This is a genomic window from Agrococcus sp. Ld7 (assembly GCF_045064095.1).
GTDB lineage: Bacteria > Actinomycetota > Actinomycetes > Actinomycetales > Microbacteriaceae > Agrococcus.
On record NZ_JBISGY010000032.1, the window covers coordinates 87,879 to 108,846 of the forward strand.

6 protein-coding genes are annotated in these 20,968 nt (G+C 72.2%); all 6 read right to left on the reverse strand.

The window, feature by feature from the left end; genetic code table 11:
- Window positions 1-10 precede the first annotated feature (10 nt).
- Genes ACJJVL_RS09565 through ACJJVL_RS09590 form a run of 6 tightly spaced genes read right to left on the reverse strand, consistent with a single transcriptional unit; the run spans window position 11 to window position 20,917 of the window.
- Entirely contained in the window at window positions 11-3,622 is a 3,612-nt protein-coding gene (locus tag ACJJVL_RS09565) for a hypothetical protein (protein WP_405218420.1), read from the reverse strand.
- Window positions 3,619-7,590 (reverse strand): hypothetical protein, encoded by a 3,972-nt coding sequence (locus tag ACJJVL_RS09570; RefSeq protein ID WP_405218422.1) that lies wholly within the window; start codon window positions 7,588-7,590, stop codon window positions 3,619-3,621. Before ACJJVL_RS09570 ends, ACJJVL_RS09565 begins: the two co-directional genes overlap by 4 nt.
- Complete coding sequence (locus ACJJVL_RS09575) at window positions 7,583-8,626, reverse strand: hypothetical protein (protein WP_405218424.1); 1,044 nt, start codon at window positions 8,624-8,626, stop codon at window positions 7,583-7,585. The genes ACJJVL_RS09570 and ACJJVL_RS09575 overlap by 8 nt, the downstream gene beginning before the upstream one ends.
- Window positions 8,623-10,671: a hypothetical protein gene (locus ACJJVL_RS09580; RefSeq protein WP_405218426.1), complete on the reverse strand. Its 2,049-nt coding sequence runs from the start codon at window positions 10,669-10,671 to the stop codon at window positions 8,623-8,625. Before ACJJVL_RS09580 ends, ACJJVL_RS09575 begins: the two co-directional genes overlap by 4 nt.
- On the reverse strand, window positions 10,671-20,432 hold the full coding sequence (locus tag ACJJVL_RS09585; protein ID WP_405218427.1) for a DUF6603 domain-containing protein: 9,762 nt from the start codon (window positions 20,430-20,432) through the stop codon (window positions 10,671-10,673). Before ACJJVL_RS09585 ends, ACJJVL_RS09580 begins: the two co-directional genes overlap by 1 nt.
- On the reverse strand, window positions 20,429-20,917 hold the full coding sequence (locus ACJJVL_RS09590; RefSeq protein ID WP_405218428.1) for a hypothetical protein: 489 nt from the start codon (window positions 20,915-20,917) through the stop codon (window positions 20,429-20,431). Before ACJJVL_RS09590 ends, ACJJVL_RS09585 begins: the two co-directional genes overlap by 4 nt.
- Window positions 20,918-20,968: the final 51 nt, after the last annotated feature.

The window sequence follows — 20,968 nt, forward strand, 5'->3', positions numbered from 1 at the left end:
CTCTTCTTCGTTAAGTCCTGATGCGCACCGATCGCACTGCGACGTTCGGCGAGTTGAGGACGAGCGTCTCGAGGGGCCCCGCCGCGAGCGCGAGATCGTCTGCGGCGCCGGCCGGGCCGGATCGGATCACGGCCACCAGGAGCACTACCCGATTCTTGGCCAGGCCGGTGAGGTCGACCGTGAAGGTCACCACACCGGAGTGGGTGTCCGTCAGGGTCTCGCCCGCGTCGAGGGTGCGCATCGCGTTGGCGACGGCGGGTTCGGCGAACCGCCAGCCACCGGTGAGATTGACGGATGCCGGAGCCGCCCCCGAGTTCAGGAGCGTGTTCACCGCGGCCGTCCACGGCACGTTGCCGGGAGCCCAGTTCGCCGAGTTGTTCCAGGTCGAGCGGGTGGCGATCGGCCTCGGGTCGACCCACCGGAGCAGGGTCACGCGCACCTGGCCACCCGGACGCGGATCGAGCCCGCGATGGTGGACGACCACCTCGACCTTGCACGACCGAGGCGGGAGCACGGACGACGCCGCGGCGCGGCTGCCCTCCCCGAGCACCTGGCGGCCGAGTTCCCGGCGGGATTCGAGCAGGTCGGCCTCGGTCGGACGCCCCGTGCCCCAGGGCTCGGCCGTCGCGTTGGCACCGGCCATATGCGCCGCCCAGAACGCCGCGTCGATGCCGACGTTCGTGGCTGCGGCCGGCACCGGCAGCGGCGCGGGCAGCGGAGGCACGAGCGGTGCGCCCGGAATGCTGCGCAGCACCTCGTTGAAATACGTGTCCCACGCACCGCCCACGCGCACGCGCGGGTCCCCGGTGGACGCGCGCAGCGCTGCGCGGAAACGCCGCAGGCCGTCGGCGCTGGAGCGCTGCCGGCTCCACGGCAGGTTCCCAGGCACCGGGATCGCCCTGGCCGGAACGCGCGGGCGCACATCGGGGCTCCCGTGCCACGACCGTGTGGTGCGGTTGTCGGCGGCGATCATCGACGCCGGCGTGCGGTAGCGCAAGTCGTCGTCGTGCACGCGCACATAGGTGAGGTCCTGCACATCGGCGACATCGAGGCGCAGCTCCCACAAGCCGCGCGAGGCGATGGCGGCACGCAGCAGCCGCAGCCCACCGTGGCTGAAGATCGTCAGGTCCTCGACGGCCGCTTCGGGAAGGCCGTTCACCCGGGTCTCCCACGCCCAGGTGGGCGCCTGGCCGGCGGTGATGGTGCGGATGCCGCGCCAGACGCCCACGGTCGTGCCGACCCACACCTCCTCCGGGTGCGCGGGGTCGCAGGCGATCGCGGTGACCGGTGCCGGCACCTGAGCCCGCAGGCCGGTCGCATGCCAGGTCGAGGTGCCGTCGTACCACCAGAGCGTGTCGATCGCGGCATTGTCCTTCGAGCCGACGGTCCCGAGGTAGACGGCGCCGCGCGTGCCGCGCATCGGCGTCTCCTCGTTGACGGCGATGTCGGTCCACATCTCCGCCTGGCGGATCGGGCCCGTGGGCTGCTTGCGATCCTTCTTGCCGGTCGTCCCGCGCTTGAGCACCTCCTCGGGCGGGGTCACCCAGGTGCCGGGGTTCCCAAGCGCCTCGGTGCCGGCAGTCCGCGAGTAGCGGAGCACGTGATCGTCTGCCAGCACCCAGACGACGTGCGGACCCTGCCAGCGGCAGGCGAGGATGGAATCCCCGATGCTGTCGGTGGCCTCGTCCCACGGCCCCGGGCCCGCGAGAGGATCGGTGGCGCTGGGCAAGGTGAACCAGCTCTGGCCGAAGTCGTCGGTGTACCAGAGCCGATGTGTGCCGAGGACGATCTGCCGGACGTCGACATTGACACCGGGCGGCGGGACGGTCCTGACGAACGAGATCCCGGCTCCGGAGGAGTAGAACGCCGACCAGCTGTCCTCGTTGGGTCCCCGCTGCTGGAGAGACAGCGGTGGCGGGGGCGGAGACAGCCTCGTCAGCGGAGATCCGCCCACCATGCTGTTGTCCGACGATGTCCAGTCGCCGCGGACGTACTGGTAGATCCAGCGGTCGGGTTTGACCGGATCGAGCACGACGCCGCCGCCGTCGGCGAGCGCCACCGAGTCCCACACGCCGCTCGACATCCGCTTGATCACACCGTTGTCCTGCAGTCCCGCAACGAGGAATCCTTCGCAGCTGGGGTGGCTGACGGTGAAGTTCGACTGGGCCGTGGCCAGTCCCGTGTTGCAGGCGACGAAGCCGACCTGCGCGGTGGGTCGATCGGACCGGAACATCCCACCGTCGCATCCCGCCCACAGGCGGTTGCCCGGCGCGCTGAAGCGGATGTCGTGCACGTCGGCGTGCATCCCGATGCCGACAACATTCGGTGGTGGCACGGGCGGGCCCGCCGGGCCGTAGCTGAGATTCCCGCCCTGCAGCGAGACGTCGCCCCAGACGACGGCGCCGTCGAAGTTTCCGACGGAGGTGTCGACCAGCGGCGTGCCGTCCGGCGCACGGGCTTCGAGCCAGCTCCCGGCCAGGAACACGCGATCCGGGTTGGCGGGTTCGACGGCCATCGCGATGTCGTAGTCGCCCTGGGTCTTGAGGACATTGGGCACATTCGTGACCGCCGCTGCGGTGGGCAGTGCCGCTGAGGCCGGCGAGGCGACGCGGTACAGGCGAGGCTTGGCCCCGGCTTGGTCGAGGAACACCCACACCTGGGTGGCGGGCGACGACGCCGCAAGCACCGCCCGCCCCGGCTGGGCGCCGGGCGTATCCACCTTGCGGAAGTCGCCGGTGCCGCCATCCTGGACCCAGAGGCCGAAGTGGTCGCCGCTGCCCACCCAGAGCCAGACCCGCGCAGGGCGCGCGCCGCTCGCGGGAGTCCACAGCACGTCCGTGCACTCCGACCCCACCGTGATCGAGGAGGTGAACCGCACTCGCTCCCAATGCGTGTTCGCCGGCAGGGGACTCGGCCGGCGGAACAGCCCGACGGTGGTCGCGGCGACGACTCCGCTACCGCCCGGTTCGAGGGCGATCCTGCTCACCGCCTCGCCGACGAGGTTCGCGGCCTCGCGCGCCCACGGGTTGGTGGGGGTCGCGTGACCGGGGTCGCCCGGTCCTGTGGCGATCAGGATGCCGATGCCGCCGAGCGACCGTCCGGGACGACCGCCGACCATCTTCGCCGCGTAGTGGTACGGCTCCCCGGTGCCGACGAAGACCTGGTCGGTGGCTTCGGTGCCTGATCGCAGCGCGACGGCGCCGATGGCGTTGCGCGTCGCCGGCCGGGTGACCTCCCCGACCTGGGTGGCGGCGAGGCCGCCCGCTGAGCGCCACGTGGTCCCGGCGTCGGGGGAGTACCAGACTCCACCGACGGCCGCGCCGGCGTAGACGCGCTGGCCGTCGTCGCTCACAGCGAAGGCGTTCACGCGACCCGCGACCCTGGGCCGCCCGTTACCGAGTCCCGCCAGGATCGTCGCCGGCCCGAGGGCGATCCACAGGTTCTGGCGACCGCTTGCCGGGGCCGCAAGTCCGCCCGCGACGCGCATCCCGGGGATCGGCGTGCGCGCTGCGCGAGATGCTGCCACCGGGTCGAAGTCGGCGCGACGCGGCCCCAGGAACGCTCGCCTTCCGCGGGAGTCGTCGGGGAGGGTGGCCGCCTCCGGCCAGGCGTAGCGGGTCATCCCGGTGCCTCCTGTTCGGGGGGAGCGACGCGGATCCAGCCCTCGCGGAACTCGGCGGGGGTGTCAGGCAGCAGTGCGGATTGGGTGGCCGCGAGGATCGCGTCCGTTCTCCAGCTGCCCGGAGTATCGCGCCACAGGAAGTTCTGGTCGTTGCCGAAGACCGAGATCTTCGGCAGCCGCACCTGGGCATCGGCATCCAGATCCGTCTCGACGAGCACGGGACCGGTGCGCAGCGAGGGCGCGATGGCGGCGAGTCCCGGCCCGACCCAGTTGCGCGCGAGCTCGACTGCGCGCCGCGGCAGCACCCCCGAGGTGAGGTTCGCCTCGCCCACCGGGTGCATCAGCAGCGTCAGCGTGACCGTCTGCCCGATGTGGAGCTGGAGGGTGTCGGCGTCGTCGGTGCCGGCGATGTACGGGTGTGTGAGCGGATCGGACGGTGGCATTCCGCTCGCCTCGCCGTACAGTCCCAGCTGCCCGCGGCTGCGGCCCGCATCGGCCGCTGCTCCTGAAATCGCCTTGTCGACCAGGCGGAACCGGGAGTAGGCATCGTCGACGAAGAAGCCGAGGATGCCGTCGTCGCTTCTGGTCACCTCGCCGACTCGCACGCTGAACGCGTACGCGGCGGCGGCCGAGGCGGCTGCATCCCATGCGGCCGCGGTCGCGGCATCCGAGAGATCGACGTCATCCGGGGGCTGCAGCTCCAGCCTGAGCTGCGCGCGCACCACCGCGATGGGGCGCCCGACCAGCCCGGCGACGTGCTCCGTGCCGAGAGACGCCAGCGCGTCGATGTTCCACAGGGTCGTGTCGATCGCCCGCAGCATCGCCGACAGGGCCGATTCGCTCGCAGTCCCGGAGGCCCGCCCTGCCGCGTCCGCGGCGATCAGCCCGTTGGCGAGGAGCGCCAGCGATTGCTGTGCCACGGGAAGCTCGTAGCCGGGCCCGGCATCGGCCGGTCCCAGCCTGCCGGGGGCGATCTCCCACATCACGCCCCCGTCGACGGGCTCGTGCAGCAGCTCGCCGATCGGCGATCCGTCCGGCGCGAACACCTCGAGGCTCTCGTCGAGGTGGTCGGGCATCAGGAATCCCGCGACGGGCGAGACCTGGAGCGAGGGCTCGATCTCGTCGACCCTCGCCTCCGTCCCCTCGACGCCGGGCGCCGTGGCCGCATCGACCAGCCGGAACTGCCAGCGTGCAGGGCGGAGCAGGCGGGGTGGCGCCACCATGACGCCCGGGGCAGCCGGGTCGGCGAGGCGGCTGGGGATGCGGACATCGCCGACGGGCACGTCGCGCGTGCGGCCGTACGCATCCAGCAGGCGGGCGCGCTGCAGCGTGATCGTGCCCGCGAGCAGGCTGTGAGGAGCAGCGGTCGGTTTCGGCCTGCCCGGTGTGGTGGCCGTGCCGGAAGGCTGCACGAGACCGTCGGTCGAGTCGAAGCCGAGGAGCTGGTTGCGGAACCCGTCGAGGGCGACCGTCGCGAGGTCCAGGTGCTGCACCGCCGCGGCCAGGGATCGGAGTGCATCCTCGGTCGCGGCATCCGCTTCCCCTGCGTCACCCGCGTCCTCGGCGGCCAGCCAATCCGTGATGGCCGAGTGCAGCGTGGCGGCGCCGCCGGCCGACAGCACCGATCGGCCTTGCAGCGTGACCGTTCGGCCCGAGGCCGCTGCAGCGACGGGGTCGTCCGTCTCGAGATCGAGCTGATCGAGCCGCCACGCTTCGATGCTTCCGGGGTCAAGACCCGCCACCTCGATCTCCCACTCGAGCCAGAGCGGGATCCACGGCTGACTCCATGCGGTCACGCCGACGAGATCGGGGTCCGCGCCGGCGTAGAGCGAGAACCGGTGGAGCTCGTCCGCGACCATCGACTGCTGCAGACGCGCGCCCACCTCGACCGGTGCGGCCGCCAACGCCCGCCGCCGACGCGCCGTGCGCGTGCGAGGCATGGTCGGGTGGAAGGCCACCGTCGCGCCGTCGTAGCTGGCATCGAAGCCGAATCGCAGCACCGATTCCGCGACCAGGCGGCGCTCGATGACCGCCCGGCGGCTCGGGTCCGGGCTGATCGCGCGCGCGGTCCAACGGTCGTGGTACGGATCCAGCAGCACCGCCTCGCGGGCGATCGTGAGAGCCTCCAGGGGCACGGCGCCGCTGCCGAGCGACGAGATGAACCGACCGGGTTCCACCAGGCCGCTGATCTCGGTGATCACGTGCGTGGGCCATCGACACGTCAGCTGACCGTCGGCGGAGCCGCGGCCGTCGCCGCCGTGCCGCAGACTGCGTCGCAGCCCGCGGATTCCGACGAGCGGGTCGTCGGGGAAGGTGAAGCGCGTCGCCGGGCGATCGACGAGGCGCTCCTCGGTCGCCGTGAGGACGTCCCCGACCCTCGACCGCGCGATGCCGTGGATGGTGAGTTCGGTCGCCTTCACGAGGGTCGGCCTATCGAGGAACGAGACCAGGATCTGCGCTTCGACCGCGGACGCCGCCTGCGCTTCGCCCGGTCGTCGGGCCTGTTGCTCTCGGGTTGCCTCGGCGGCGGTCCTGCCGCCGAGATCGAGCCCGCCGGCACCGCCGGTCTGACGGCGCTGCAAATACCGGTCCGTGCCCGCGATCCCGCTGCTCAGCGTCGAGAAGCCGGCGGCGTGCTCGTGCTCCTCGATCTCGACGATCCCGTTGGGTGCGCCCAGCCGGCCGATCTTCTGCGCGGTGAACGCCGCAAGGAGGCGCTCAACATTGCGCCGGCGCGCCTCAGGCTGACCAGCCGCGACGAATGCCGCGATCACGTCGTCGTCGTGCTCGCCCAGCGAGACCGACAGCGCCGACGCATGCGGTCGGTGGTCGACGGGTACCGGTCCCGACACCGGGACGCCGAAGATCGACCCGTGCAGCATCGACGAGCGCAGATGCCACGGGAGCTTGATGCTCACCCGCTCTGCCGCCTCGGTCACGAACGCCGACGCGTACGGGGCGCTCAGCTCGGCGACCCGATCAGAACGCAGCACCCCGAACGCCGAACCCGCGGCGGCCGTCTGCGCCCGAGGGGTGCTCTGTGCGCTGACCCGCGGGCCCGCATCCTCCCAGCGGTCACGGGTCTTGAGGCCGAGGGCCTTCCGCAGCTCCTCCTCTGCCTTCCGATTCGCCTGTGCCGCCGATTCGTCGCCCCACTCGGAGAGCTGCCGCCAGCGCAGTCCGCTCAGCAGCTCGGACAGACTGTCGGAGTTGCGGGCGGCGTCCAGAGGATCGTGTTCGGGCGCTCGCCACCATCCCGTGACGACGTACGTCGCGCAGTCGCCGTCGACTCCCTCCGGCGCGAGTTCGGCGACATCGGCGAGCGGGTCGTGGAAGGCGAAGCGGTTCAGCACCGCGTCGTATACGCCCGCCCACGTGACGGCGCCGCCGGCGGTGCCGGTCAGCTGCTCGCTGGTGATGGTCACCCCCGTGCGATCCCGAGTCGGCGCCACGAGGTCGTCACGGTAGTCCTGCAGCGGCACCGCGGCCGCCTGGTCGGCGAGGAGCACCCAGCCGGTGACGCGCACGTCGGCGGATCTGCCCGGATGCAGGATGCGCAGCACGACCCAGCGGTCGGGCAGGGGGCGCAGGCCGAGCTTCGGCCGGCCAGGCTCCTGCGCGTCCAGACGACCGCGCAGCAGCGCATCGGGCATGGCCCAGTGCAGGTGCACACCGCTCGGCCGGGGGGTGCCGTCGGCGAACGCCTTCGGGAAGGCCGAGCCGGGCTCGCGTGCGGCTCCGGATTCGTCGAGGGTGAGCAGCATCGGCAGCCGCACCATCGGCTCGTCTCCACCCTCGGGGACGTACAGGGCCTGGAGGTCGACGGGAACGAGCAGCCGGTGCTCGCGCAGCATCCGATCGTCCCAACTGCCGATCTCGATCGGATGCAGCCTCACCCGGTCGGCGGCGAGGTAGCGCTTGGAGTAGATCGCCTCGCGGATCTCCCCGGCCCGCCTGCGCTCAGCCATTGTCGGAACCTCCGGCCGGTTCGCGGGCGTCGCCCTGCCTGAGGTGGGCCTGCAGCTCGGCCGACCACTTCGTCGCCGTCATCGTCACGGTGAACTCGTCCAGGTCATAGAACTTCTGCCCGTCGACCTCGTCGGGGTCGCCGAACACCTGCCGATACGGGAAGCGGAGCATCTGCAGCGCGTACTCGTTGGGCTCCAGGGTCGGTCCGGCGCCGGGAGCGCGCTGCCGCAGTCGTTCCGCGAGCTTGACCATGTCGATGACACCGGGAGCGCGGCTGCGGAACGGCACCGGCGCCGAGTTCGAGTCGTTGAGGGAGTTCTTCGGAGGCTTGCTCAGTCCGGTCGCGACGTCGCGCACCTGCACCCGGACCTCGCCGGCCGCATTCCCCGGGCGGACCCCGAACTGGATGCCCTGCCGAGGCTCCTCGATGTGGACGACTTCTGGCACACCGTCGATCAGCACGAGCAGCACCGCGGGCGCGAGGCGCTCAAGTCGCAGCACCTTCATGCGGTCGGGGTGCGTCTCGGCAACCGTGCTCAGGGCGTCGTCCGGCAGCACGTCGCGGCGATACGCGCGGACGTGGAGCGCCGGCCAGCCCGAAACGAGCTTCGAGCGCAGCAGGAACCCCGTCACGGTTCCACCGGGGCCGTCGAGCCACTCCTCGTCGGTCCGCCGCCGCTGCAGCCGCTCCGCCTGATCGACGTCGGCGCGGATCGCGGGATACATCGCCTCGAGCTGGGCGCGGTCGGCTGTCGTGATCGTGCCCACGCTGAGCACCCCCTGGGTCACCGCATCCGTCCACGCCCGATCGAGATAGAAGAAGCGGATCGACTCGAGCGGGAGCAGTCGCGCGTCGGGGACGAGGTAGCTGAACGGGACACCCTGCAGCAGGCGCAGGCCCGCCAGGAACCGGCGCAGCTCGCCCGGCGTGACATGCTCGCCGTCGTCGGGATCGCGGTCGGAGACCACTGCGGCGGCGCTGCTCAGGTAGGCCGAGACTTCGCTGAGCATTGTGGCACTGGCGAGATACTTCATCCGTCGTCCTCCTCGCCGAGCGCGTCCAGCAGATCATCGAGAGGATCCCGCGGCCTGGCTGCGGCCTGCCCTCGGCCGGGGCGGGCCCGTCCCCTCGTCGTCGGCATCGCGATGTCAACGAGCCGGCCCACCTCGGTGTCCACGGCCGAGCGCAGCGCCGCGGCGGCGGATTCGTCCAGTGTGTGAGCTCCCTGCTCGAACGCGACGGGCACATTGGTGGCGGTGAGCGCCGCGATGATCCCCACCGAGCTCGCGTGCTTTCGGACGACCGCGAGGTCGAGCCCGAGTCCGCCTGCGATGATCTCGTCCAAGTCGCCGTCCACCCGCAGCTCTCTGCCCGGATCGACCAGCGGACGCCGCGGGCCGATGGTGGCAGTCGGATCGACGGCCAGGTCGTTGAGCACCGAGACGGCGACGAAGCGGGCGAGGTCGTGCAGATCCAGCGTGCCCGCGAGCGACGGGACGTCGAGGTCGACGAGTCCGTCGACGACGGTGCGACCCCGCCCTGCGCCGAACTGCGCTGCACGGAAGCGGGTCAGCGCGCTCACCACCGACAGCTGGCTGAGCCCGAGCAGTCGTCCGATCTCGAAGGCCGCGGCGAGGCCGAGATCCTCTCGCCCGCCCGGGACGACGCGCTTGAGCTGGTCGGAGGCATGAGCAACCGGGAGCCGCGTCGTGCCTCCCGGTCCCGGCACGGGCGCGTCGCGCTCGGTGGGAAAGGGCACGAGCGGGCCGCGGTACCAGGCCTGCAGCGGATCGCCGCGGCGGGTCCGGTGACCGAGGCCGATGTGTCCGGTCTCCACCACCTCCGGCGGCTCGGCAGATGTCGGCGGATCCGCCGGATCGGGCTCGTCGACGGTGCCCAGCAGGCCGACGTCGAGCCCCAGCATGAGCGACTCGAACGTGTCGGCCCCCGCCGTGGTGAACGACCAGTGGGCGAGGACGGGGAAGCGGAACGTCGGCTCCTGGGCAACGATCGAGATCGGGAATCGGAAGCCCGTGCCCATGACGTCGCGCACCATCCGGGTCGCGTCGGGGTCGATCGCCGCCTTCGCGACCGACGCGGCGGTCGCGGTCGGGGACGTCGCCCACTGCGCGTCGACGCGGGCCTTCGTCGACGCCGCGCTGCCGTCAAGGTCGGTCGGAGACTGTGCGGCGCTCGCCGAGAAGATTCGAGCTGCCGCGGCCGCCGCCTGCGCGCCGGCGCCATCGCCCTGGGCTCCTGGTGCGGCGGATCCCGGGCTCGGGAACGCGATCCCCTCGAGATCGATGTTCCCGAGGACGATCGGGTCGGGTCCGGCGTGGAGCTCGCTGAGGACGGCCCAGTCCTGGGCGAGTTCGAAGCGGAAGCCGTCATCCACCGTCGGCACCGGCGGCGGCAGGATCCCGAGCTGTCCCTCCAGATTGACCAGGCACACGAGGTAGCGGACCGGCTTGTCGCCGGCGGTGTCGTACACGGGCAGTCGATTGGCGAGCACCACGGCCAGCCAGCCGTCGTCATCGCCGCCGGCGAGCTCGGTGTCGGTGACGTCGACCTCGCGGACGTGGCAGAGCAGCGGCAGGTCGGCCGCGCACGGGAACACCTTGTTCTTGACGGTCTCCGTGATCTCGAGATACAGGCCCTGCTCGACGTCGCGGTCTGTGGGAACGGGCAGGGTGACGCCGCTCGTGACGCAGGAGGCGACCGGTGTCGGCGTCGAGAGCGTCGCACCCTCGTTCTCAGCGATGACGACCAGGGCGAGCCACGGTGTCGTCGATGGCTCGGCGCCGCCCGCAGGATTGCGCTCCCACGGCAGCGTCCTCCGCTTGAGGACGATCTGAGGCAGCCGGTCGGAGAACGCCCCCTCGGCGTTCGCAGGGGGGAACGTCGACAGGATCTGCTCCACGGGCATCACATAGCGCGGCGAGGAGACGGTGACGTGCGTCTGCTCGTCCGCCACGGGGAAGGGCGTGCCGGAGTGGCGCGTGAGCAGGTTGTACGGCCCCGCGGTGACCGCAGGAAGTTTGGCGGAGTGCAGGATGAAGTGTCCTTTGGCCGGCGACATCAGGCTCGCCCTCCCTTGCGTCGGACGGGCGGGATCCGGCCGGCCAGCAGCTGGGCCTTCCTCCGCTGGCCGACCGTGCGCGTCGCGCCGGACCAGCTGAGCCGTGTGCGTCCCGACGATCCGGGCGCGAGCGGCCGCAGCGCCGCGTCCAGGCCGCGCTCGGCGAGGCCGGCCACGGCATCCGCCGCGGATCCCTGACCACCCATGACGCCGACCAGCGACCAGGCGAGCTCGGTGGCGATGGTCACCACGACCGCCGGATGGTCAGCATCCGGGACGATGTCGTACGCCAGCACACTCCGGTTCTCCGAGGTCATGAGGATCGGCGGCGCCTCCTGCCCGTCGGGTCCCGTCGCGCGGTCGGCGCCGTCGAGGCCCATCGCGAGGCCGCGCCCGCCGGTGGCGGGCGCTCCGAACGCCGTCGGATCGTCGAGGATGATGATGACACTGCGCACCGGGTCGCTGAAGCGCGTCGTCACGGTGCTGATGCCCTTGACGAGCTCGGCGATCACGACCCAGCCCGCCTCGACGCGCTCACGGTGGCGGCGGAGCGTCTCGCCGCTGGTGCGCACCAGGCAGCCCGGCGCCAGCGCCGCTGACCAGCCGACGTACGGCAGCTGCGATCCGGCGTGCCAGCCGAGGAGTCCGGGCGACGGCGCGTCCGTCGCCGCCCCGAGGCCGGTCGCGACGATGCGCTCCGCACCTCGGCCGATCTCCACCGATTCACCCGCAGCGAGCACCCGGTCGGTCTGGACAGCGCCACCTGCCTCGAGCACCACGACCCTGGCGGGGTCGCCGTTCGCCTCCAGCCGCGGCCGCTCCCCGTCCCCGGCATCCGCATAGGCGTTGGGAAGCTTCAGGATCACCGTCTCACCGGTCGACAGTGTCGCCCCAGCCGTTCCCCGCACCGTGCGGCGCCCGGCGGTCAGCGCCGCCGCGAACGCCGCGAGGTGCTCGGCTCCCGCACCCCCCGCGGTGCGGACGATCGCTGCCGGCGCGTGGGCCACCGCGGTGACGGGCACACGCGCAGCACCGATGACGGTCTTGCTGCGGTCGCTGGGCACCGCGGTGGCCTCCTGCACGACGAGTCGCGCCGCGATCGAACGGCTGCGCGACTCCTCCACCGATGCCAGGGTCGGCGGGGTGCGCCGCCACAGGCGCGCAGCGTCCTTGACGGTGGTCGTCCTGGACGGCAGCCGCCCCTGGTCGACCGTGGTGCCGGGGAGCAGGCCGATGGCCACGGGCGGGTCGATGAAGTGGTCGAAGATCTTGCCCTCTGGACGCGAGCGCGCCGTCGGGACCTCCGTGCGGACGGCGGTGTCGAGTCCTTCGCCCAGCGTGCCGACCCGCGGCGGCGCCTGCCGCTCACCGCGCAGCGCGGCCAGTCCCGCAGGCGAGACGGCCCCGGCCAGGAATCGACCGGCCAGGAGGAAGGCCTCGTCCACGGTCGCGGGCTGCGTCACCGCACCGGCGAGTGCGCGGCTCACGGCCCGGAATCCGTCGACCTGCGTCGCGCGGCGAGTGAACGGCAGCGGCTTGCGCTCGCGGATGTCGACCTGGTGGTAGGGGATGGGCGGACCGCCGGTGCTCGGCTTGGCCGGGGCGACCAGGTCGAGCTCGTGCAGCGCCTCGATCATCTCCGCCTTGGGCACGGGCCGGTTGTCGTCGGGGAGCGGAGGACCCCACACTCCGACAGGGAACGAGCCGAACGGGCGGGCGGACACCTGGAACGGGAACGCGACCCCGGCGCCGCCGCGACGCCACAGCAGTGTCACCAGCGGTCGCATCGACGCGGTGCCCATCGGAGCGACCCCGAGCGCCCGGCTCGGGTTGTGCGTCGTCGCGGCCGCACCGCCCGCGCTCACCTCGACGGTCGGAATGGTCGTGGTGAAGATGAGCCCGAACTCGGGGACCACCACGAACGGCCGCGCCGAGGAGCCGTCGGGCGTCGCCTGCTCGCCCTTCGCCGGCTGCGCGCCGGAGGCGACCATCGCCGCATGCGCCAGCGCCGCGCCGCCGGGCGCCGGGTCGAGGTACTTCGCGACGAAGTCGGCAGCGACGAGCAGGTTCTTTCCCGACTGCTCCGAGCTGCCGAACGGCACGGAGAGCTCGACGGGCCCGACCTCGAACGTCGCGACGCCATGGAAGTCGGGGCCCTCGACCTCGACCCGCGCGCCGAGCGAGATCGAGATGGTCACCTCACCGAAGAGCCAGAGGTCGATGGTGATGCCGGCGGAGATCCGCACGTAGGCGTTGACGAAGTAGCGGAACGGGTCGAAGTACACGATGCCGTGCGCACCGAAGCGCAGCTCCGCCCAGGCCGGGCCGAAGCGGGCGGAGGCGAGGAAGTCGCCGCCGGCCATGATCGCCTCGGACGTCAGCGCGAAGTACGCGCCGGCCTCGATGACGATCGCGCTGCCGATCGCCCACCGCAGCCCGAGCCGGGGCACGACGGGATAGCCGTCGCGGTGGAAGTCGGGGTGGTAGCCGCCGATCGTCAGGACGAACTCGCCCGCGTGCTCGCCCTTGAACCAGATCACGTAGGCGAACCCGCCCGTGAGACGGACGTCGGGGTACAGCAGCCAGGAGTTGTCGGTCAGTTGGGCCTGCACCCAGATGACGCCCTCGGAGCTCGAGAACCGCACGAGCAGGGCGAGCTCGATGGACACCAGGGCTGCCTGCGGCCTCGGCAGCGCCATCCGTGCCAGCCCGAGCAGATTGATGTCGAGTCCATCGCCGACCTGCACGGCCAGCACGGCGATGCCGTCCACGAGGGCGAAGCTGTTGAAGGAGATCCCCGCCGCGAACCAGAAGCTGCCCTTCTTCATCGGGAAGTACCGACCGAGCTCTCTGAGCTGCTCCATCGGCTCCTGCGGCTGGGCCGCGACATCCAGCGCTTCGATGAGCGGATAGCCGCCGAAGTCGCTGAGATCGGTCGGGACGAGCAGCTTGCGATTGATCCCGAATCCACCGCCGATTCCGGTGAGGAAGAACGCGGGCGGTCCGCCGATCGGCCCGTTGATGGCCCCGACGGCGAAGAACGAGACATACCTCTCGCCCGCTTCCTCGCCCTGTCCGAAGCCGCCGTAGATGGTGATCCCGTAGACGCCGAACCGGGCGAGCAGCATGCCGAGGTACTCGACGTTCGGCTCCGTGCCCGACTTGAGCAAGCCGCCCGCGAGCGTCAGCCCGGCGATCGACGAGTGCACCGCGATGCCCCCGAGGTCCACCTTCCAGCTGCTGAGCTCGAAGAAATCGCTGGTCGGGCCGACGAGATAGGTGATCTGCAGGTCGTCGACGGCGCACGTGAGGCCGAACATCGACATCGAGCCGTCCATGAGGACGCCGATGGAGGTGATCCGGTGGTTCGCCACGTCGACGCGGAGGCCGATCTGCTCGAGGTACAGCGGACCGAAGGCGCGACGGATGGCGAGCCACCACGGTCCCGGTGGATCGCCGGCGCGCAGGGTGACCTCGACGGGTCCTGCGCCGTGCTTCTGGACGGCGAGCGCCGGGGAGAACGCCGCCTGCGGGGGCGTCGGTCCGGTATCCCGCAGGATTCCCTGAGCCACCCCGTTGCTGCCGCCGCCCGTCGGCGTCAGCGCGAGGTTGGACAGCTGCAACTGTGCTCCGCCCCCGGTGATGCCCGACCCGTCGACCGCCGCGTACACGTGCAGGGCGACGGATTCGATCGTGACCACGGAGTCGACGAGCGGACCGCTGGCCGACCCGATGCGCAGCCCGACGCCGTTGACGGCGAGCGAAGGGGCGAAGGCATTGCCGGAGTCGAGGACGCCCAAGAAGAGGCCGCCCGCGCCCGGCGGGTTCGTGCTGATCCAGGTGTCGTCCGCCTCGAGCCACAGCGAGATGTCGCCGTCGAGCAGCTGCCAGCGCGGCTGCACGCCGAGTTGTACGCCGATCGCGCCGGAGGTCGGATCGGTGATCAGGCTGATCGTCAGACCGTCCGCGGGAAGGGCGAGCGTGAGCCCCGCGCCGCCCAGGTTCGAGACCAGGCGGATGATCCGAGGCAGCACCGTGTCCAGAGCGAACGGATCGTCGATGAGCTGGGTGCTGTCGGCCTCGTCGAGCAGCACTCCCGCGAGCAGCCCGCGCACGCTGGTGGTGCCGACGGGGGTCGCCAGGACCTGGGTCACGGCATCCGTCTCCAGCGCCACGGCCGCGAGCACATCCATGAGCACCTCAACCAGGCGCAGGGCGACCTCGCCGGGCTCGTCGCTCTCGGTAGCATCCAGCGTCGTGCCGGTGCTGGAGATCAGGCTGAAGCCGCCGCCCTCGAGCAGCCACCGCGCGGCGAAGCGCGTGTCGTCATCGGCGGCGAGGCCCACCACCACGCGGCGGGGATCGCCCGGATCCGGCGCGCCGGCCACCACGGTGAAGAAGGGTTGCAGGACGACGCTGCCGGTGTCGATCGGGAAGGGCCCGACGGTCACGGACAGGTCGCGGATGCCCGCGGCATCGATGCTCAGGGTTCCGCTGACCGCCGAGATCCCCGGAACGCTCACGTCGTCGAGCGTCACGGCGACCGCCCCGACCGTCGGGGTCCACGTGAGCGTGACGTCGCCGATGCGCACGCGCAGCGTGCCGGGCGCGGGGGAGTCAGCGCTCACCGCCGTCGGCAGGTAGGCGTCCGCCGCGACCGCGAGGGCGTTGACCACGCTGCTCGTGAGACCCGCGGCGATGAGCTCCAGCTCGCCCACGGGGTTCGCCGCCCATGCCTGCAGCCGGGCGCGGTCGAACGCGCGCGGGGTCCCGGTCCGCAGCGCGAGAGCGTCGCCCACCTCGCGCACCACGTCGCCGACGGGGGACGGCAGCCCGGCCAGTTCGTCGAGCAGGAACGGCAGCGCTGCCTCGGCGACCGCGGACAGCGCACCGAGCCCGGCGAACGGCAGGAGCGAGATGTCCGCACCCACCGACGGACGCGCGAAGAGCTGGATGCCCGTGCCGGACAGCCGCAGGTGCACGGCCCTGCGTCCGTTCTCCACGCCAGGGTCCGCGACGCCGATGTGGAGGGCGAGGTCGATCGCCGGCGGGCCGCTCGTGGCGACGGCCATGCCCGCCGTGATCCCTGCGCGAAGCCGGGCTCCCGCGCCCGTCGGAGCCGTCCACGCGGTGGTGTCGACGGCGAGCTCCAGCCGGCCGCCGGTGCTGGCCGAGAGTGCGACGCCCGGGGCGAGTGCGAGTGAGCTGCCGGGGCTGCCGGTCACTCCGAGCAGCGGTCGCAGCGCGTCCAGGAGCCCCCGCAGTCGGGCCGGGTTGGCGCCAGGACCGTTCGGCCCGCGCAGCCATCCCGCCGGGTCTGCGATCAATCCCGCGATCGGCCGCAGCGGTCGGTACTGCTGCGCTGCGGTGCCGCCGAGCAGTCCGAGCGCTTCCAGCACCGCGTCGATGATCGGGCGAACGGTGTCGTCGAGGCGGCGCATCGATTCCAGCGCGACGTGGCCGCCGAGGCTGGGCGCGGCCGCCGCGAGCGCTCGCGCGAGCTGGTTCGCGTCGGGATCCGGCCAGAGCGGGATCACCTCTGCGCCCGCGACCTGTCCCGGGCGCGTCCACAGCAGACGGGCCCGCAGGGGCGAGATGCCCAGTTCGAGCTGCAGCCCGCCCGCCGTCTCCGACGGCGCGCTCTGCCCGATCCGCAGGCTGCCGGTCACACCGGCCGGGTCGACGGCCAGGTGCAGGCCCCACCCGAATCTGCCGCTCGCATCGGTTCCTGCCGAGATCGTCAGGGTACGGGCCGCGAGGTCCACGCTGCCGGCGGCGGGCCCGAGGAGCGCGCTCAATCCGGCGATCAGCGCCGATCCGTCGCTCGCCAGACGGGCGCGCACCAGTCCGCCGGGATTGCGAAGCAGCTGATCGACGGCGTCGGGAGCGATGCCCCCGGTCGGCGAGATCACGCCGAGCGCGGCGAGCAGGTCGTCGAGGGCCTCCGCCGCCGTGTCGCCGACATCGCCCAGCCGCGACGCGAGCACAGCCAGCAGCGTCCGGGCCTCCGGCGAGACCGCGGACTGCCCGGGCCCAGCCCCGAGCACGAGCGCCTCCCACGACTGCCCGAAGACACGGGCGTCGTGGAGGGTGACGGTGGCGGTGCCGGCCGACACGTCGTCCAGCGGGATCGACACGTCCGCCGACACGGCGCGCAGTTCGAGGTCGGCGCCGCTCACGAGCCAGCTCGTGCGATCCGAGATTGCCAGCCGGATCCGGAGATGGCGCGCGGTGTCGACCGCGGGGGTGGCGACGGCGATGCGAGCCAGCTGCAGCCGGGCGTCACCGCTGATGCGCAGCGATCCGGACGCGGCCTCCGGAACGGAGATGCACACGCCTGCCGCAACGTCGCCGGATGTCGCCAGCGGAATGCGTGCCCGCGCCTGCGCGCGGTCGGCGAGCGCGGCGCACACGATCGCGGTGATGGCCTGCGACACGCGCATGTCGCTCACCTCGCCGAACACGGCGAAGACGTCCAGTCCTGCTCGTGGCGCGGGTGGGGCGATCTCGGGCGGCCGCAGGTCCGATCCGGGATCGGCGACCGGTGCGAGCTGCAGGAGCGAAGCGACGAGTGCGCGCCCGAGGGCGAGGTCGTCGTCGTCGGGTTCGGACGGATCGAGGGCGGGGAGGAGGCGATCGAGCAGCCGCAGTGCGTCGGCGGTGGGTTGGTTCGAGAGCGCTGCGAGCGAGATCGGCGTGAGCGGGGTCCCGAGCGTGACCAGGGCGGTGACCGACGTCTCGGATTCGGCGACCAGGCGAGCGGCGTGGCCTGCCCCAGCGACGGCGACGACGGCGATGTCGGTCGAGACCGTCACGAGCGACTGCACCAGGCGGCGCAGCCGGGCGGCCTGTTCCGGCGTGCCGTCCGACAACGACCCGGTCGTGCGGCAGTCGGCGCGACCGCCGAGCTCGACGAACCACTCTCCGGTACCGGGAGCGGGAAGCGCGAACATCTCGGGTGTGAGCCCTGCACCTGTGAGATCCACCCGCTGCCCGACCGGCGCGTCCGGCCACGCACCCGGACCGAGGGCGAGGTGCACGACGACCGCGGGGGTCCGCTCCAGCAGATCGGGAAGGTCCAGTTCGCCCAGCAGCTGACCGGATGCCGCGCCTTCGCGCAGCACGGTCACCCCGCTCGGCGCCGATTCGGGCGCCGTGATCCGGCCGTCGGTGCGCTGCCAGCGCTCGATCAGTGCGCTGAGTCCGCTCTCGAGCGGCCGGCCCGTCACGAGACCGCGGAGCGCGGCATCCAGCGTCGCCTCGCCTTCAAGGGCGCGGGCCAGCGCGACGGGGCTCAGCGGCGGCTCGCCCGGACGCCAGTTGCGCACGGCATCCGATGCGGTGGTGTACCGCGGTGCCGGGCCATCTGGCGAGAACCACACGGCGGGCGCGGGCAGCCCCGATCCCACCGGGAGCCGGTACGGGTCGTCGGGATGCCCGGATCCGCGCAGTGCGCCGCGGGTCCCCGCGCCGCCCTCGAGCAGGTCCGCGACGAGGTCGAGGACCTGCGGTCCGAGTTCGCTCGCGAGCATCGACGGCGTCCAGGCACGCAGAGCGGCAGCGGGATCGTCGATCAGCTCGCCGAGCGCGAGTCGCGGGACCGGAGTCCGGGCGCCGCCGGACGCTAGCGCCACGGTCGACCAGCCGAGGAGGCGCACCAGTTCGGCGAGGACTCCGCCCACGAACTCCCCGAGGTGACCGAGGAGCCGCTCGACGGCGCTCCATCCCTCGGGAGGCAGCGACACCGTCCCGTCCGGCCCGATCACGGGCATCACCACGGGGAGCCGCTCCACGCCGAATCGGACCGCAAGGTCGGGGGCCACGAGGTCGGCGCTCAAGCCGTGTGCGGGCGTCCACCCCAGTCGCAGTCCTACTCGGGCCGCCTCGACGCTCGACGCGTCGCCGATGCCGAGCCGCACCCTGTCGGGAGTCACGCCGGACTCGTGCGCGGTGAGCTGCGCAGACACGGACGGCAGCAGGCTTGCCGTGCGGTCGGCGAAGTCGACCTCGGCCAGGGTGATCGAGAACGACGTGTCGACCACCGTGCAGCCAGCGCCGAGCGTGTCGACACTCATGCTCAGCCCGAGCCCGAAGGAGGCGACGTCCCCGGCCATGCTGATCTCGAAGTCCAGTGGCCCGATGAGGCCGACCCGCCAGGGGTCATCGACCGCACCGGTGCCCGAGATCACCCCTGTCGCCGCGGAGCCGTCGGCCACGGCATCCCGCACCGCGAGGAGGACCGCGCCGACGCCGCTCTGGCTGCCCAGGAGCGATCTCCAGTACGTCGTGACCGCCGCGAGAGGGTCGCTCATGAGCCCGCCCAGGGTGATCGGCGCCACGCCTGTCGGCGGATCGAGGCCCAGGAGCAGCTTGACGACGTCGTCAGCGGGGCTGAGATTGGCGAGCAGGTCGTTCAGCACGTCGCTCGCGGCGTTGCCGGCGGCATCCATCACGGCATCGGGCGAGGTGAGGTCGAGCGTGGGGTAGTGCTGGCCGCCCAGTTCGACGCCGTCGGCGGCGAGGACGAAGACGAGCCGACGGTCGGCGTCGAGCCCGAACCCCACCCGGAGGGTGTCGGCGTGGACGAGCGCCGGCGAGGTCACATGCAGGATGGGTGCAGCGGCCGTGCCGGAGGCGGCCCAGATCCCGAACGAGGGGAGCGCACGGACCGAGGCGGTGACGAGATCGATGCTGCACAGGTCGAGCCGCGCCTCGCATCGGGCGTCGGCGCCTCCGAGCCCGAGCGACAGGGTTGGGGTCAGCCGGGCATTGCCGGTGGGTCCCGTGTCGAGACGGAGGCCGAACGCGAGGGTCGCCGATCCCAGGTCGAAGCCCACCGTCTCGCCGGTCCTGGTCCCGCCGAGCAGATCGGCGAGGTACTCCAGCCACGCGGTGCGGGCGGCCGGCGTCGTCATGATCGTGCGGACCCAGCCCGCCAGCGCCGTGATCCCCGAGGAGCGGAGCTCCGCCAGCGGGAAGTCGGGGACGGCATCGCCGGAGGTCAGCCCGAGCAGCCCCGCGACGGCACCGAGGACGGGATGGATGCCTCCCGCAGCGTCCGCCTGCGCCTGGACCAGCGCGAGGACGAGGTCGAGGACCGCGTCATCCAGCTCGTCCAGGCTGTCCGCCGCGAAGCTGAGGTCACGGGGGGTCGTCGCCCCGGGCAGCAGCAGGCGCTGGATGTCCAGGCCGAAGCTCGCGTCGCCGTCGCTCGCGCTCGTCGGCATCGACAGGTTGACGCCGATCGCGCCGATGCTGGGCTCGGCGGCCGTGCCGGTGGGAGCGGATCCCGGCGGAGTGATCGTCACCGAGGCGGAGAGGGTGATCCGGGCTCCGGGCTGACCGAGCCAGAGGTGATCCGTGACCGGTGTGCTCCCCGCCTTGCTCACCACGAACAGCGGAATGGATGCGCGGACGTGAGCCTCCGGGGTGCCGGTCGTCGTGAACTCCACGCCGAGACCCAGCTTGATCGAGCTTTCGCTCGAATCGATGATGAGCGAGACGTCGACGTTCGGGTCTTCGAGCCCGAAGACCGGCAGCCAGACGGACCCGTCCGGTGCGGTCTCGCGCTCCTCGCCACCGAGCGCGGCGTCCACGAAGCTGATCAGGGCGTTGCGCTGATACTCCTTCGCGAGGATCTGCGTGAGGTAGGCCTGCGGGTTGCCGAACCAGTCCGAGTTGGCGGCGCCTGACTCGGTGAAGATCCCCAGGGCTTTGCCCAGGTCGCCGGCGACCGAGAGGTCCTGGGCCGCGAGCGTCATCGCACTGCCCGCGCCTTCGTGAGCAGACCGCTGGAGCTGCCGAATCGGTGACGCGACATCGGCACGACTGCGATGCCGTCAGGACCGGCGACCATCTCCGCCGGCACCAGGAGATTCCCCCGGGCGTCCTTGCCGACCGCGCCGGCCATGCCGCTCACCAGTCCGAGAACGCACTGCCACGCGTACGCGACGAGACTCTCGCCCCACGCCTCCACGATGATCGCGGGCCCCTGAGGCCGGGCCTGCGTGGCCGCGATGACGCCGGCCGGGGCATCCCGGCTCCCGGTCGCAAACGTGACTTGAACGCGCTCCGGCCCGGTCTGGTCGCACCGCACCGGAATGACCACAGTGATCAGCCCGTCGTCGGTGAGCAGCTCGAGACCCACGAGTCCGACCGCGAGCTGCGTCCCACCCCTCACCCAGACGATCTCGCTGCGCTTCGTCGGCCGGAAGAGCCCGGCCGCGCGCTTGGCTGCGGCGCTCATCAGCTCAGCCGCCTCCCGGGGCGATGCGAACACCGGGCGGGCGACCTCGCC

Excerpts from the sequence above, each read along its gene's own strand:
- ACJJVL_RS09580 (WP_405218426.1), bottom strand. The coding sequence starts at position 10,671 with ATGTCGCCGGCCAAAGGACACTTCATCCTGCACTCCGCCAAACTTCCT.
- ACJJVL_RS09565 (WP_405218420.1), bottom strand. The coding sequence starts at position 3,622 with ATGACCCGCTACGCCTGGCCGGAGGCGGCCACCCTCCCCGACGACTCC.
- ACJJVL_RS09570 (WP_405218422.1), bottom strand. The coding sequence starts at position 7,590 with ATGGCTGAGCGCAGGCGGGCCGGGGAGATCCGCGAGGCGATCTACTCC.
- ACJJVL_RS09585 (WP_405218427.1), bottom strand. The coding sequence starts at position 20,432 with ATGACGCTCGCGGCCCAGGACCTCTCGGTCGCCGGCGACCTGGGCAAA.
- ACJJVL_RS09575 (WP_405218424.1), bottom strand. The coding sequence starts at position 8,626 with ATGAAGTATCTCGCCAGTGCCACAATGCTCAGCGAAGTCTCGGCCTAC.
- ACJJVL_RS09590 (WP_405218428.1), bottom strand. The coding sequence starts at position 20,917 with ATGAGCGCCGCAGCCAAGCGCGCGGCCGGGCTCTTCCGGCCGACGAAG.